This window comes from Mycobacterium sp. IS-836 (genome assembly GCF_001954275.1).
GTDB lineage: Bacteria > Actinomycetota > Actinomycetes > Mycobacteriales > Mycobacteriaceae > Mycobacterium.
Genome location: NZ_MBEU01000017.1, coordinates 1 through 14,995, shown reverse-complemented (window position 1 = coordinate 14,995; position 14,995 = coordinate 1). Strand labels below are relative to the sequence as shown.

Genomic DNA, 14,995 nt, shown 5'->3' with positions numbered 1-14,995 from the left:
CGGTTAGAAAGGTGGCGGGTCGGGATCGGTTGCGACGTAGTCGATCTCTTGCGCACCGACGGACACCGCCCGACGAGGTTGACGGTTTCGATAATTACGCTCGCGCTCAGCGTTGACGCGATGGGCTCTGTTCTGGGCCCGCGTCGTCGCGCGCAGCGGCATCATCGCCGTGCGGTCGCCGCGCCGATCCAGGTCTGCGCGATCCGGTGGGGGGACCGCCCCGGTAGGCGCGCACAGGGCGGGAAACAGCAGCGCACTGCCCGGGGTGGTGGCGTACGTGTGCCCGTCCGGCATGGTCCAGATCACCGTGCCGTCGCGCAGCTGTTGATCGCGCCACCCCCAGAAGGTTTTCAGTAGATGATGAAACCTGCACAGGCACTTGATGTTTGACGCATGCGTGGCACCGCCGTCGGCGAACGGGATCGTATGGTCCAGGTCGCATTCGGTGGCCGGGCGATCACAGCCCGGCGCCCGGCAGGTCAGATCCCGCGCCCGCACATAGGCCGCAAGCCTGGCCGACGGGGTGTAGTGGGGCTCGGCGCCGCCCGGCGGCAGCAACGGTTGCAGCCGGGCGGTCTTGGCCAGCTCGGCCACCAGCTCGGCGGAGATCAGCCCGTCGGCACCCAACAGCGATCCGGGGTTGGTTCCCCGCCCCTCGACGGTCGCCTGCTCGGCCACCACATGGATGACCACCGGCCCCGCCGCGGCTCGCCCACCGGCAACACAGTCGGAGCTGCCGCATTGGCAGCCCAGGCGATCGAGCCCCGCGGCCAGGGCGCCCAGGGCATCGGCCCGCCGCTGATCCTTGGACCGCGGATCGGCCGCACATACCGTTGCCGCCAGGGCATCGAGGCGCTTGTCCAGCGCTTCGGCGTCGCTGGCGAACAGGCTGCCGTGCAATTCGCTCATCCCGCCCTCGGATTCCCAGATCGACACCTCGCGACCCCGCATCCGATCGCGGTGGCGGCGCACCGCATCCCGGTCAGCCGCGGCCACGACCCGATCGACCGCCCCGGCGAGCTTGCCCTGCGTCATCGACGGCCACCGCGGCGCGCGCACGGCCAGCTCGCCGTCTACGCGCGCCAACACGTCGGGGTCGGTGATCAGATCGGTCCGGTACACCATCGTCTGGAACAAGCGATAGTCGATGTCGCCGGCCCGAAACACATCGGCCACCAGCGGGAGCCGCTCGCGCATCGCCAACGCGTAGCGCAAGTAGCTGCCGGCCATGGCCAGGCTGATCCGAAACGCCGCGGCCACCTCGGCACCCACCGCCGCCCAGGTATCCACGGCCCAGTCCTGGTGTTCGCCGCGTTCGGCCCGGCGCAGCTCGAAGAGCTCCCCGATCGCATCCAACTGCTCGGCAACCGCCCGCGCCTCGGTCCGCCACGCCGCGCACATCCGATCTATCAGGGCGCGCGACTCGCCGGTGTCGGAAGGCTCCCAGTAGTCGTGGAGCCGTGTATCGAACATGTGTTCGAGTCTAGGTGGCCCCACCGACAAATTTCGCCAATGCCTCCGAGCCGATCGCTTTCATCCTGGCTTCATGTGTCGTCAGTAGCGTCGCCTTCGCTACGACCGGAAGGGGTGGATCGATGAGGTTCCGAACGAAAATCGGCATCGGTGTCGCCGGCGCCGCCGTCCTGACGGGCATCGGCATCGGCATCGCCGTCGCAGACGACCAGGAGATCACCGGCCCAGCCGCGGATCAGGCTCGCACCGCGGCGCTACAAGCTGTGCCGGGCAAAGCCGGCAAGGTCGAGAAGGAAACCAACGAGGGCGCCGCCTACTACGGGGTACTCGTCACGAAACCCGACGGCACACAGATCGAAGTGCACCTCGACCAGGGCTTCCACTTCGTGGGCACCGAGGCGCCCGATAACGACTGACCGTCTTAGGGCGACTGCAAGTTGGTGGCGTCGAGCGCCGGCCGCAACGCCCGCGCCAGGGTGACTGCGTCGTCGACGGCCCAGTAGTGCATGTAGAACATGCGGGGCTCCTCGGTCAGCCCGTGGTTATGCAACTCGACGATCTGGATATTGCCGGCACGCAATGCCTGGATGACCTTCTGCACCTCCGGGGCGATCAGGATGAAGTCGCCGTTGATCGCTGCGCGCCCGCCGCCGACGGGCTGAAAATTGATCACGGTCGTCAGATTCAGCGAGGCTGGAGGCAGCACGTGCCCGTCCTCGACGATGGTGTCCTTGCGAGGAATGCTGTACTTCAACAGCCCGCCATCTTGGGTTCCCTTGCGGCCCAAGGCCTGTTGCACCGCGCCGACGTCGATGTCGACCGGGGGTTGTTGTGCCGGCGGCGGGGTCGGAGCACCGATCGCTGTGACGTCCAACGCCGCCTTCAGACCTTGGGCCAGTTGGGTGGCATCACCCATCCCGTGGACGTGCGTCCACCACACCGGCGGGCTTTGCTGCAGCAGATGCTTGTGTAGCCCGGTCTGGGCGATGCCATGCGCCTGCAACGCATCGGTGACCTTGGGCAACTCGTCCTCGGTGATCACGAGGTCGCCCATCAGCAGCGTCTCGTTGTTGTCGTAGCGGGCGAATGCCGCGTATCCGCCCAACGATAGGCCCGGTTTGATGTCCACGCCGTAGGACGTGATGTGAAGATCGTTGCGCGGCAAGTTGATGCGATACGCAGTGTTGTTGTCGCCGAGCTTGCCGTTACGTCCCAGCGCATCGGCCACTGGCTTCCAATCGGCATCGGTCGTGGTCACCGCCGAACGGGGAGTGCCGGCTTGGCCGTTGCCGCCGCCCCCACCCCCCTTGGAGCCCGAACAACCCGCCAGCACCACCGCCGCCGCGGCGGCACTCGCGATGATCCTCGCAGCATGCTTGGTGCCCGCCATGCCCACGGTCTATCGCTTCTTCATGAAGTCACGATGAAGGTCGCCCACGCATCCTCATCGTGACTTCATCAACGCCGACTACACCTGTTTCACCCCGCATAAAGGTGATGATGGATCCGGGCTCGACGCCGAACCCGGGAAGGATGGTGACGACGGTGCGTGTGCTAGTCGTCGAAGACGAGCCCAAGATGGCCGACTTGCTGCGCCGCGGCCTGGCGGAAGACGGCTACGCGGTCGACATCGTCGCCGACGGCTCCACGGGCTACGAGGCCGCCATGGTTTACGACTACGACGCGGTGGTGCTCGACGTGATGCTGCCGGGGATGTCCGGCTTCGATATCTGCCGCAAATGGCGGGACCGGCAGAACTGGGTACCGGTGCTCATGCTCACCGCCCGCGGGGCTGTCACCGATCGCGTCGCGGGACTTGACGGCGGCGCCGACGACTACCTCACCAAACCATTTCACCTCGACGAGCTCTTCGCCCGGCTCCGATCGCTTATCCGCCGCGGGCCGACTCCACGACCCAGCGTTTTGACCGTCGGACCGTTACGGGCCGATCCCGCAAGTCGCCGATGCTGGCGCGGCGACGTCGAAATCGCCCTGACCACCAAGGAATTCGGGCTGTTCGAACTACTCATGCGTCGACCCGGCACAGTGCTCACCCGAGAACTGCTGGTGGAACACTGTTGGGACTTCGCGTATGAATCACGTTCGAATGTGGTCGACGTCCACATCCGCGCACTGCGAGACAAGATCGACCGGCCGTTCGGGGTGTGCTCTATCGAAACCGTGCGCGGCATCGGCTACCGGATGTGTACCGACGGCGGTGCGCCCGACGAAACGGGCAAATGATGCGGCGCTGGCCGATCCGGATCCGGCTCGCCGCCGCCTTCACCGCGGTGATGGCGCTGGTCTTGTTGGCCGTTGGAGCTCTCACTGTCGCTCACACCAAAGAATCGCTCGACGCGGCCATCACGGAGTCCCTGTCCTATCGGCTGGCCAACCTGCGGTCGTTGGCGGCCGCGTCCGATCCAATGCTGGCCGGCGGTGATCCCGACACCGCCCAGCAGATCATCGCCCCCGATGGTCAGGTGTTGGCCGCAACCCCCAATCTCGTCGGTCAAACTGCCCTGTCACGTGCCGAACTGGTCACTGCCCGACGCGGCCAACTCATCGTGGATCACCCGCGGCTTGGCAACTTGGAGGGCCCGGTGCGGGTGGCGGCAGGCCCGGTTCCCGGCGGACGTGTGGTGGTGGCCGCGCAGAGCCTGGCAGATCGCGACGCCGCCGTGGCGGACCTGCGCAATGAACTGGCCACCGGTTTCCCAATTGTTTTATTGGCCGCGGCCCTTGGCGCGTATCTGTTGGCCGCGGCCGCCCTTCGACCGGTCGAGCGTATGCGCGCCCGCGCCGCCGGGCTCAGCGCAGCCGACACAAACGCGCGCCTACCCGTCCCGCCGGCCCATGACGAAATCCGCCATCTGGGAACAACCTTCAACGAACTCCTGCAGCGGCTACAAGAAGCGCTGGAGCGGGAACGACAGTTCGTCAGCGATGCGGGCCACGAACTTCGCACGCCCCTTAGCCTGCTGACCACCGAACTCGAACTCGCGCTGCGGCGCCCACGAAGCAACCCCGAACTGGTCGCCGCAATCCGTTCGGCGCTGAACGAGACCGCCCGGCTGTCCCGCCTCGCGCGCGATCTGCTCACCGTCGCAGACACCGGCAGCTCGCCCGAGCCACCGACCATCGATTTACGGACCCATCTGCAGGTGATCGGCGAGCGCTATCGACGTAGCCGCGGCGGCGAACTTGACATCGATTGCTCCGCAGGCCAATACGTTCGCGTCGAGCCGAATGACCTGGATCGGATCATTAGCAACCTTATCGACAACGCCACCCAACACGGTGCCCCGCCGATCACCATCCACGTCCAGAGGTCCGCCCCCGACGGGGTCGAGATCCGCGTCGGCGACCACGGCGCCGGATTTCCACCCGACTTCCTCCCACACGCCTTCGACCGGTTCACCCGCGCCGACACCGCGCGTACCACAGGCGGCACCGGCCTCGGACTGGCCATCGTCGACACCCTCACGCGACGCAACCACGGCACTCTCACCGCCCGCAATCGTCCCGCTGGTGGCGCCGAAATCACCATCCGTCTTGCCGCCGCGTCCACCACCAACCCGCACGGCGGCTGATCCGTCGCGATTGTGCGCCTGTGCCCCCGTAAGCAAGACTGGCCTAAAGGTTTTGCCGCCAAGGAGGTGGTCTCTGTGACGATGACCGACTCAGCCAGTGCCACTAACGACGAAGCAGTCCGCCTATGGGTCGAGTCTTACCAGGGCGAAGTATTGGGCGAGGCGTACTTTGCCGGGATGGCGGAGCGCAACACCGACCCGACGCTGCGCGAGAAGATCGACCTCTTGAGGTGCCTCGAGCGCTCCACCAAGGAGCTGCTGGAGCCCGTGATCGCGCGCTTGGGCATCCCCGCGGAGCCAGACAAGGCCATCGTCGAGGCGGCGGGCAACGTCACCGACGTCGAATACCTGCCCATGCTGAAAAGCTTTGTGGGCGCCGCCGCCGAGTACCTCGGTCGCTACGCGCGACTCCGCTCATTGGTCGAGCCTTCGGACGCCTCGATCGTCGACCAACTCATCGCCCACGAGCTCGCCTTCGAGTTGTTCGCTCGCCGCGAGCTTGCCGGCGAGACTGACACGTCTACCGAGCCCATCCGCGCGCTGAGCCACGTGACCTGCTGACAACCCGGCCCGTTGTCAGCGGTGCCACGGGCACAGGTCGTTGATCGCGATCCCGACGATCTGGTTCGCCCCGTCCGGACCCAGCCCCGGATTGTCCCGCAGGAAATAGCTCGCCGTCTCCTGCGGAGTGAGACCTCGGTCCATCAGCCCACACATATCCAGGGCCTGGTCCAGTCCCACGGTTCTGCCCCCGGCGTCCCGATAACCGGCCGCGGCGACGTCTGCCTCGAAAGCACGCATAGCGCAGTCCGGAGCCGGTCCGGGCCCGACGATGCATCCCGGTGGCGGATCGGCGTTCGCGTAAGGGATCACGGCAAAAGCCGCGACGGCCACGAAGATCGCGCCGGCAGACCGGATGATGCCACCATTCGTTGCCATATCCACGGCGAAAACAGTAGACGTAATCCGGTGAAATCGCCTGGCAATTCCAAAAAGTCACCCGTGGGCTACCGGCCGTTGATCACGGTGTTCCCGAACACATGAAGGGAAACCCGCACCATGGCTTCTGCGTCGCTTCCGGCGGCGGCGGGTCCGTGCCCTCCCAAACTCCCGGGGTGACATTTCCATGGCCCCAAACGACGCCGTACCACGTGTGGCATTGCGTCTTGTCCCAGTTGACATTTGGCGGGCAGCCCCGACCGGTCTGTGGGTGAAGGCCGCCCTTTTCATCGTCGGGGCAGCATTTGTACGGCCCGGATGCGCCGGGCGGCACCGGCCCGTCTCCCGGAATGAACGGCTGAGCGTGTGCGATACCTAGGCCGAGCCCCGTTCCGGTGAGCGCAACAACTCCCGACATGAGCGCCCCGGCAACGACTTTCTTTGCGGTCCCGTATGACATTGCCTCAGCTAACAGGAAGTGGACCGCTACCGATCCCAAATATCCGGACTTCGCTCGACTAACGTCGGCCCGGTGGCGCACCTACTCGGGGCCGAGGCCGTACACCTCGAATATCCGACTCAGGTGGTGTTCGATTCGGTCACGCTGGGTGTCAACGACGGCGCGCGCATCGGCATCGTCGGCCGAAACGGGGACGGCAAGTCCAGCCTGCTGGGCCTGCTGACCGGTCAGCTGCGGCCGGATTCCGGTCGGGTCACCCGGCGCGGCGGGTTACGCGTCAGCGCGTTGAGCCAGGCGGACACCCTCGACGCGGAGCGCACTGTGGGCTGGTCGCTGGTCGGCGAGCGGGCCGATCACCAGTGGGCCGGTGACCCGCGGGTCCGCGACGTGGTCGGCGGGCTGGTCTCCGATATCGCCTGGGACGCGGAGATCGCTACGCTGAGCGGCGGCCAGCGGCGGCGGGTGCAGCTGGCCAGGCTGCTGATCGGCGAATGGGACGTGATCGCCCTCGACGAGCCCACCAACCACCTCGACATCGAGGGCATCACCTGGCTGGCCGGCCACCTGAAACAGCGGTGGGCGCGCAACAGCGGCGGCCTGCTGCTGGTGACGCACGATCGCTGGTTTCTCGACGAGGTCGCCACCACTACGTGGGAGGTGCACGACGGGATCGTCGAACCGTTCGAAGGCGGGTACGCGGCGTACGTCCTGCAGCGCGTCGAGCGCGACCGGCTGGCCGCCGCGGCCGAAGCCAAACGGCAGAACCTGATGCGCAAGGAGCTGGCCTGGCTACGGCGGGGGGCGCCGGCGCGGACGTCGAAGCCGAAGTTCCGGATCGAGGCCGCCAACCAGCTGATCGCCGACGTGCCGCCGCTGCGCAACAGGGTCGAGCTGGCCAAGCTGGCGACCGCGCGGCTCGGGAAGGACGTCGTCGATCTGCTCGACGTGTCGGTGTCGTTTGGCGGCGTGCCGGTGCTGCGCGACGTCGAATGGCGGATCGCCCCGGGTGAACGCACGGGCATCGTCGGCGCCAATGGCGCCGGCAAGTCGACCCTGCTGGGACTGATCGCCGGCACGATTAAGCCCGGCGCCGGGCGCGTCAAGCGCGGCAAGAGCGTCCAGCTCGCCGTCCTCGACCAGCGCGGTGAGGAGCTTGCCGCGCTCGCCGGCGACCGGATCGCCGACGTGTTGGGCCGGCTGCGCGGCGACTATCAGGTCGACGGCCGCGACGTCACCCCGGCCCAACTGCTGGAGCGACTCGGATTCGGCCGGGGTCAGCTGTCCGCGCGAGTCGGCGACCTGTCCGGTGGCCAGCGACGCCGGCTGCAGCTCATGCTCACCCTGTTGTCCGAGCCGAACGTGTTGCTTCTCGACGAGCCGACCAACGACGTGGACACCGACATGCTGACCGCCACCGAGGATCTGCTCGACTCGTGGGCGGGCACGTTGATCGTCGTCTCGCACGACCGATATCTGCTCGAGCGCGTGACCGACCAGCAGTACGCGATCCTCGACGGCCGGTTACGGCACCTGCCCGGCGGCATCGACGAATATCTGCGGCTGGCGGCGCGGCCGATCCCGGACAAGCCGCGGCCGGCGAAACCGTCGCACGAGATGTCCGGCGCGCAGCGTCGCGCGACCGAGAAGGAATTGGCCGCGGCCAACCGCCAGTTGGCTCGCCTCGCCGACCGAATCGCGGCCAAACACACCGAACTCGCCGAGCATGACCAGTCCGATCATGTCGCGCTGAGCCGACTGACCGAAGAGTTGCGCCTCCTCGAAAATGAGGTGGCGGCAACGGAAGCGCGCTGGCTCGAGCTATCGGAGGTGCTGGAATGAGCAATTACCGGCCGGTGCCTTACCTGCCCGGCGAGGCGTTGCTCGCGCTGTACCGGCGCCGCGGCGCGGTGATCAACTCCGGCATCGGCCGGCACGGCTACACCTATCTCCTGGGGCCCGAGGCGAACAAGTTCGTCTTCGCCAACGCCGACGCGTTCAGCTGGCGCGAAACTTTCGAGAACCTGGCGCTCGTCGACGGGCCCACGGCGTTGATCGTCAGCGACGGGGACGACCACCGGCGCCGCCGCAGTGTGGTGGCGCCGGGCCTGCGACACCGGCAGATTCAGGATTACGTGCAGACCATGGTGTCCACTATCGACACCGTCATCGACGGCTGGCGGCCCGGCCAACGGCTGGACATCTACCGGCACTGTCGCTCGGCGGTCCGGCGTAGCACCGCAGAGAGCCTGTTCGGCCCGCGGATCGCGATGCACTCCGACTTTCTCGGGGAGCAACTTCAACCCCTGCTGGACCTGACCCACCAGCTGCCGCAGGTGGTGGCGCTGCAACGCCGGCTCAACTCGCTGGGATGGCGGCGGGCGACGGCCGCGCGCTCGCGCTTGCACGACTTCGTCGACACCCAAATCGCCTGCGCCCGCGCCGTTCCCAGGCCCGACGACCACATGCTGACCATGTTGATCAACGGCCGCGGCGACGAGGGTTACGCCTTGAGCAACAACGAAATTCGCGACGAGATCATCTCGCTCATCACCGCCGGCTACGAAACCACCAGCGGCGCGCTCGCCTGGGCGATCTACACGCTGCTCGCCCTGCCCGGTGCGTGGGACAGCGCCGCCGAGGAAGTGGCTCGCGTGCTTGGTGACCGGCCGCCGGCCGCCGCCGATTTGAATGCGCTCACCTATCTCAACGGCGTTGTGCACGAGACGCTCCGGCTGTACTCACCCGGGGTGATCTCCGCCCGGCGGGTGATGCGCCACCTCCGGTTCGACGGACACCGCATCCGCGCCGGACGGTTACTGATCTTCAGCGCGTACGTCACGCACCGGCTTCCCGAGATCTGGCCGGACCCAACCGAATTCCGGCCGGCTCGTTGGGATCCCGGCTCGCCCGACTACCGCAAGCCCGCGCCGCACGAGTTCATCCCGTTCAGTGGCGGCTTGCACCGCTGCATCGGGGCGGCGATGGCGACCACCGAGATGATGGTCATGCTGGCCAGGGTGGTCGCCAGGACCCGGCTGCGCCTACCGGCTCAGCGGATTCGCGCGGCCAACCTTGCCGCGCTGGCACCAAAGCCGGGCCTGACCGTCGACGTCATCGACTCAGTGCCAGCGCAATAGCACCATTTCCGAGGAGAACCCGGGGCCCATCGCCAGCAACAGCACGTGGCTGCCGCTCGGCGGCGGCTTGGCGATCGTGTCGCGCAGGATGTGCAGCACCGAGGCCGACGACAGGTTGCCGATTTCGCCGAGCGAACGCCACGTCAGCTCGAGCGCCTCAGGCGCAAGCTCCACGCTCTTGGCGATCGCGTCGATCACCTTCGGTCCACCGGGGTGGGCCACCCAGCCACCGATGTCGTCCTTGGTCAGGCCGCGCGAGGCGAGGAAGGTGTTGACGTCGTCGGCCAGGTAGCGCTCGATAAGGCTCGGCAGCTCGGGTGACAGCATGAGCTGCAGGCCGGCGGAATCGACGTTCCAGCCCATGATCTGCAGCGAATCCGGATACAGGCGACTGTGCGAATCGAGGATGTCGGGGCCACCCGCCGTCATTTGCTCGGCGCGACGATCGCCGACGGCGACCACCGCCGCCGCGCCGTCGCCGAACATCGCGGTGGCGACCAGACCCGACACGGTCGGCTTGACCGCCGGGAAGCTCAGCGAGCAGAGCTCGACCGACACCAGGACCGCGACTCCGTCGGGCGCACCACGCAGGTAGTCGTGCAGCCGACCGAGCCCCGCCGCCCCCGCCGCGCAACCCAGACCGAACATCGGCACCCGCCGCACGTCGGGTCGCAGGCCGAGGCGTCCGACGATGCGGGCATCCAGCGACGGCACCAGCACCCCGGTCACGGTCGTGGTGGCGATCATGTCGATGTCTTGCGGTCGCAGGCCCGCCTCGTCGAGGGCGCCCAGCAGCGCCTCGCAACCCAGGTCCACCGCGTTCTCGATAAAGACCTCGTTCGCCTCGCCGAAGTCGGTCAGCGACGGGTATTTCTCCAGGGGCAGCACCAGGTGGCGGCTGTTCACTCTCGCACCCGCGTGCAGGCGCCGGACAATGCCCTCGTGTTCTTTCAGTACGGGCAGCTCGACTAATTGGTCGGTAATTTCGCTTTGGCTGTACCGATGCGGCGGCAAGGCACCGAACACACCTGCGATGACGCTCATGCCCTACCCTCTGCTCAAATGCGATTTCCGCGGTTCCCAAAGTTTAGCCGTCGCGTGTCGTGCGGCAAAGCCACTGCTATTCAACATCTGTCGAATAGGTATCGGATAGCCGTCGCGTAATCGATTCTGCCAGCGCGGCTTTCGTCAAGCAATGCTATCGTCGTCGTCTTGATGGAGCGCCATCGCGATCAACGCATCGGGGCTTAAAGAGTCGATGACGTCGTCACTAACGGTGGAATCTTGAACAACTTTTTCCGATTCGCCGGCGAGCAGTAAAAGCTTGTCGAGCAATCCGGTTCGGCGCAGCTCCTGGAGTGGAATCTTTCGCAGCGTCGACCAAATCTTCTCGTCGTCCGATTCATGATCGCCGTGCAGAAGTTGTTGAAGGTAAACGGCCAATGCCGCAGGGGTCGGATAGTCGAAGATCAGCGTGCGCGACAATGCCAACCCGGTTTCGCTCGTGAGACGGTTGCGTAGTTCGACCCCGGTCATCGACTCGAAACCGAGGTCTTCGAAGGCGCGCTCGGCCTCGATGTCGTGGCCGCCGGGGTGCCCCAACACCGCGGCGGCGTGCGAGCACACCAACTCCTGCAGCCGGCGGTGCTGCTCGGCGGGGGATAGCGCTCGCAGCTGCTCGGCCAGGCCCGCCCAGCGGCTCGCGATCGGCGGGCCCGCGGCCGCGTCCAGCCAATATCGGTGGCGGGCGAATCCGTATGTCGGCAACTCCACTCGGCGGGCCGGTGTGCCGGCCAGCGCCGCGGGCCAATCCACCTGCACGCCCGCGGTGAACACGCGCCCGGCGGCGGTGAGCAGCGAATCGATTTCGGGACGGTCGTCGACCAACGTGACCACCGCCCTGCCCCGCTCGTTCGTCAACGATTGCTCGACCGCGGCCGTCAGGGCCGCCCCGGGACCCGCCTCCACGAACACGTCGGCCCCGAGCGACTCGGCTGTCCTGACGCTGTCGATGAAACGGACTGGTTGCCGCACATGCTCGACCCAGTACCGCGGCGTTCCGTAGCCGTGGCCGGCCAACTGCCCAGTCACGTTGGATACCAATCCCATTCGCGGCTGACGCACCGACACGTCCGCCACCACCCGGCCGAATTCGTCGAGGATGGGGTCCATCAACGGCGAATGAAACGCGTGCGAGACCGCCAGCCGATGCACGCGGCGGCCCTGTTGGGCGAACCGATCCGCGATGGCGGCCACCGCGCCCTGCTCGCCCGAAATCACCACTGCTGTAGGGCCGTTGACCGCCGCGATACTCACGCCGTCGCGCAGCAGCGCGGCCGCCTCGTCTTCCCCGGCGGCCACCGCGACCATGGCACCATCGGCCGGCAACCCCGCCATCAACCGGCCCCGGGCCGCCACCACCTTCGCGGCATCCTCGAGCGACAACACGCCCGCCACGTACGCCGCGGTGATCTCGCCCACCGAATGACCCATCACCACGTCCGGTACGACACCCCACGATTCCCACAACGCCGCCAACGCGACCTCGAGGGCGAACAACGCCGGCTGGGCGAACTCGGTGCTTTCCAGGAGCGCCGCGTCATCGCCCCACATCACGCGCTTGAGCGGCAGCCGCAGCTGCCCGTCCAACGCCCGCACGGATTCGTCAAAAGCCTTCGCGAACACCGGGAAACGTTCATACAACGCGGCGCCCATCCCCAACCGTTGCGAGCCTTGGCCCGGAAACACCAGCGCCGTCTTGCCCGGCCCTTCGGCCCGCCCCACCACGACGTGGCCGTCCGACCGCCCGGCGGCCAACCCCGTCAACGCCGCGACGAACTGCCCGCGGTCGCCGCCGACGAGGACCGCGCGGTGCTCGAAGACCGACCGGGTCGTCGCCAACGACCACGCCACGTCGGCCACGCTTACGCGTTCATCCGTTCGCACATGTTCGGCCAGCCGCCCGGCCTGATTCGCCAGCGCTTCAGCCGACCGAGCCGACAGCACCCACGCCACCTCTGTGTTCGGGCGCTCGGCCACAAGGCTTTCCGGCGCGGAGGGAGGCTCCTCGACGATCACGTGGGCGTTCGTTCCGCCCATTCCGAACGACGACACCCCGGCCCGCTTCGGGCCGTCCCGCAGCGGCCACGGTGTCGGCTCGGTATGGACGTGCAGGCCGAGGATTTTCGGGTCGATTCCGGGCGGCGGGCTGGTGTAGTTGAGACTTGCCGGGATCATTGCGTTTTCGAGGGCCAGCACGGCCTTGAGGAGGCCGGCTATCCCCGCGGCGCTTCCGGTGTGGCCGATGTTGGTCTTGACCGATCCCACGCCGACCGGACGATCCCGGCGCTCGGCGAATATCTCACCCAACGCCCTCGCCTCGACCGGGTCACCGATTTCCGTTCCGGTGCCATGGGCCTCGATGTAGTCGATGTCGTCATGTCCGAGGCCCGCGCTGCGCAGCGCGCGCCGGATGACCTCGGCTTGTGCGGAAACCGAAGGCACGGTCTGGCCGGCCGAACTGTGTCCGGAATTGCCCACGGCACTTCCCCGGATGATCGCGTGGATGCGGTGTCCGTCCGCCAACGCCGCGGGCAGCGGCTTCAACAGCACCAGGGCACCGCCTTCGCTGCGCACGTAGCCGTCCGCGCGTTCGTCGAACGCGTAGGTGTGGCCCGTCGGCGACAGCGCACCGAATTCCGTTTCCAGCAGCGCCGTTTCGTCGGCGAGATTGAGGTGGATCCCGCCGGCGATCGCAAGCGGCGATTCGCCGGTGCGCAGGCTTTCGCATGCCAGGTGCACCGCGACCAGCGAAGACGATTGACCGGAGTCGACGGTCATGCTGGAGCCCTGCAACCCGAAGGCGTAGGAGATCCTGTTGGCGATCATCCCCCTGCTGACCCCCGCGAACGAATGGTGATCGAGATTGTCGAGGTCGTTCGGTGCGTCGTGAAGCGTCAGGACGGCATAATCGTCGGTCATCGCCCCGACGTAAATCGAAACCCGCTCGCCGCGCAGCGTTTCCGGCACCACGAAGGCGTCCTCGAATAGTTCCCACGCCAATTCGAGCGCCAATCGCTGCCGGGGATCCATCGCGCGGGCCTCGCGTGGCGACAGGTTGAAGAAGTCCGCGTCGAACTCGGCGACGTCGCACGGCAACTGCGTGGCTTCCCGGCCGTCGCGAACGAGGCGCCAGAAATCGCGTGGCCCGGCGGCGGAGGGAAACCTGCATGCCAGGCCGATGATCGCCACGTCCGTCATCGGGGGCCGACGTCCTCGTCGAGGATGGCGAAGAGCTCGCTGTCGGTGGCGGTCGCGATGTCATCGCCGTCGTCGATGTGAGTTTGGCTGGGGGCCGGGGCCGCCAGACCGGTGAGGATGGTTTGGATGCGGGCGGAGAACTGGGCTTTTTCGTCCGGGCTCCAGTCGGGTTGGTCGACCAGCGTTTGGAGCTCGCGGGCGATGTCGTTGAAACGAGCCAACCGGTCGGGTGGACCCCCGGTGATTGTCGCAAAGCTGAGCTGCTCGTCGACATGTTCGGCCAACGCCGCCGGGGTGGGGTGGTCGAAGATCAGGGCGGGCGAAAGGGTCAGTCCGGTAGCGGTTTTGAGCCGGTTGCGCAGCTCGACGGCGGTCAACGAGTCGAATCCGAGGTCTTGGAACGGCAGCTGGGCGTCGATGTCCGCGCTGGGGCGGCCCAAAACGGTTGCGGCGTTGGTGGACACCAATTCCACCAACTGGAGGTGACGCTGTTCGGCGCTGAGCCCCTGCAGCCGGGCGGCCAGCCCCGATGTCGACACGGCATTGTCGGTATCGATGACGAGCCGGCGCCCCGGACGGGCGACCAGCTCACGAAGCAGCGGCGGCACTGCGCCGCTTGCGCCCAGCCCGGCCGCATCGATGCGGGCGGCGACCAGCACGGGGCGCTCGGCCAGCATTGCATCGTCGAAGAGTTGCAGGGCGTGCTCGGTGGACAGCGGCGCGAGCCCGGCTCGGGTCATGCGGGCCTTGTCGCGCTCGCCCAGGTGTCGGGTCATCTCGCTGGCCTGTTCCCACAGCCCCCACGCCACCGACAACCCCGCCAAGCCCTGCGCACGCCGGTAGGCGGCCAGACCATCGAGGAAACTGTTGGCCGCCGCGTAATTGCCCTGCCCCGAGGCGCCCACGATGCCGGCCATCGACGAGAACATCACAAACGCCGAAACATCCAGTTCCGCGGTGAGCTCGTGCAGGTTCCAGGCCCCATCCACCTTCGCCCGCAACACCGCATCCACCCGATCCGGCGTCAACGAATCAATCAGCCCGTCATCAAGCAGCCCCGCGGCGTGAAACACCCCCTTGAGCGGATATTGCGCCGGCAGCCCCGCGATCAACGCCGCCACCGCATCGCGATC

General features: G+C 67.2%; 12 protein-coding genes. 6 read left to right on the top strand and 6 right to left on the bottom strand.

Annotation, left to right across the window (positions count from 1 at the left end; translation table 11 throughout):
• Window positions 1-3: 3 nt before the first annotated feature.
• Complete coding sequence (locus A5747_RS07380; protein WP_076123002.1) at window positions 4-1,473, bottom strand: HNH endonuclease signature motif containing protein; 1,470 nt, start codon at window positions 1,471-1,473, stop codon at window positions 4-6.
• A gap of 122 nt (window positions 1,474-1,595) precedes the next feature.
• Between A5747_RS07380 and A5747_RS07375 the strand changes: the two genes are divergently transcribed.
• Window positions 1,596-1,889, top strand: a complete 294-nt coding sequence (locus A5747_RS07375) for a PepSY domain-containing protein (protein ID WP_076123001.1) — start codon at window positions 1,596-1,598, stop codon at window positions 1,887-1,889.
• 5 nt (window positions 1,890-1,894) lie between these two features.
• Here the strand turns inward: A5747_RS07375 and A5747_RS07370 are convergent, their stop codons facing one another.
• Entirely contained in the window at window positions 1,895-2,863 is a 969-nt protein-coding gene (locus tag A5747_RS07370) for a DUF1259 domain-containing protein (RefSeq protein WP_076123000.1), read from the bottom strand.
• A 110-nt stretch (window positions 2,864-2,973) separates the two neighbouring features.
• Between A5747_RS07370 and A5747_RS07365 the strand changes: the two genes are divergently transcribed.
• The 3 genes from A5747_RS07365 to A5747_RS07355 all read left to right on the top strand — a co-directional run bounded on the left by A5747_RS07365 (window position 2,974) and on the right by A5747_RS07355 (window position 5,627).
• On the top strand, window positions 2,974-3,717 hold the full coding sequence (locus A5747_RS07365) for a response regulator transcription factor (RefSeq protein ID WP_076123096.1): 744 nt from the start codon (window positions 2,974-2,976) through the stop codon (window positions 3,715-3,717).
• Entirely contained in the window at window positions 3,717-5,066 is a 1,350-nt protein-coding gene (locus A5747_RS25665; protein WP_158070256.1) for an ATP-binding protein, read from the top strand. Before A5747_RS07365 ends, A5747_RS25665 begins: the two co-directional genes overlap by 1 nt.
• A gap of 75 nt (window positions 5,067-5,141) precedes the next feature.
• Window positions 5,142-5,627: a hypothetical protein gene (locus A5747_RS07355; RefSeq protein ID WP_139333389.1), complete on the top strand. Its 486-nt coding sequence runs from the start codon at window positions 5,142-5,144 to the stop codon at window positions 5,625-5,627.
• A gap of 15 nt (window positions 5,628-5,642) precedes the next feature.
• Here the strand turns inward: A5747_RS07355 and A5747_RS07350 are convergent, their stop codons facing one another.
• Entirely contained in the window at window positions 5,643-6,005 is a 363-nt protein-coding gene (locus A5747_RS07350; protein ID WP_076122997.1) for a DUF732 domain-containing protein, read from the bottom strand.
• Between the two features lie 532 nt (window positions 6,006-6,537).
• Between A5747_RS07350 and A5747_RS07340 the strand changes: the two genes are divergently transcribed.
• Window positions 6,538-8,304, top strand: a complete 1,767-nt coding sequence (locus A5747_RS07340; protein ID WP_076122995.1) for an ABC-F family ATP-binding cassette domain-containing protein — start codon at window positions 6,538-6,540, stop codon at window positions 8,302-8,304.
• Between the two features lie 14 nt (window positions 8,305-8,318).
• The gene (locus tag A5747_RS07335; protein ID WP_142245486.1) at window positions 8,319-9,602 is read left to right on the top strand and encodes a cytochrome P450; all 1,284 of its coding nucleotides are present in this window, start codon (window positions 8,319-8,321) and stop codon (window positions 9,600-9,602) included.
• Here the strand turns inward: A5747_RS07335 and A5747_RS07330 are convergent.
• The 3 genes from A5747_RS07330 to A5747_RS07320 all read right to left on the bottom strand — a co-directional run.
• Complete coding sequence (locus A5747_RS07330) at window positions 9,585-10,646, bottom strand: type III polyketide synthase (protein WP_076122993.1); 1,062 nt, start codon at window positions 10,644-10,646, stop codon at window positions 9,585-9,587. The genes A5747_RS07335 and A5747_RS07330 overlap by 18 nt on opposite strands.
• A 144-nt stretch (window positions 10,647-10,790) precedes the next feature.
• Entirely contained in the window at window positions 10,791-13,862 is a 3,072-nt protein-coding gene (locus A5747_RS07325) for a type I polyketide synthase (protein WP_076122992.1), read from the bottom strand.
• Window positions 13,859-14,995, bottom strand: a 1,137-nt coding sequence (locus A5747_RS07320; protein ID WP_142245480.1) for a beta-ketoacyl reductase, incomplete at its 5' end; no start/stop codon positions are given. The genes A5747_RS07320 and A5747_RS07325, both read right to left, overlap by 4 nt.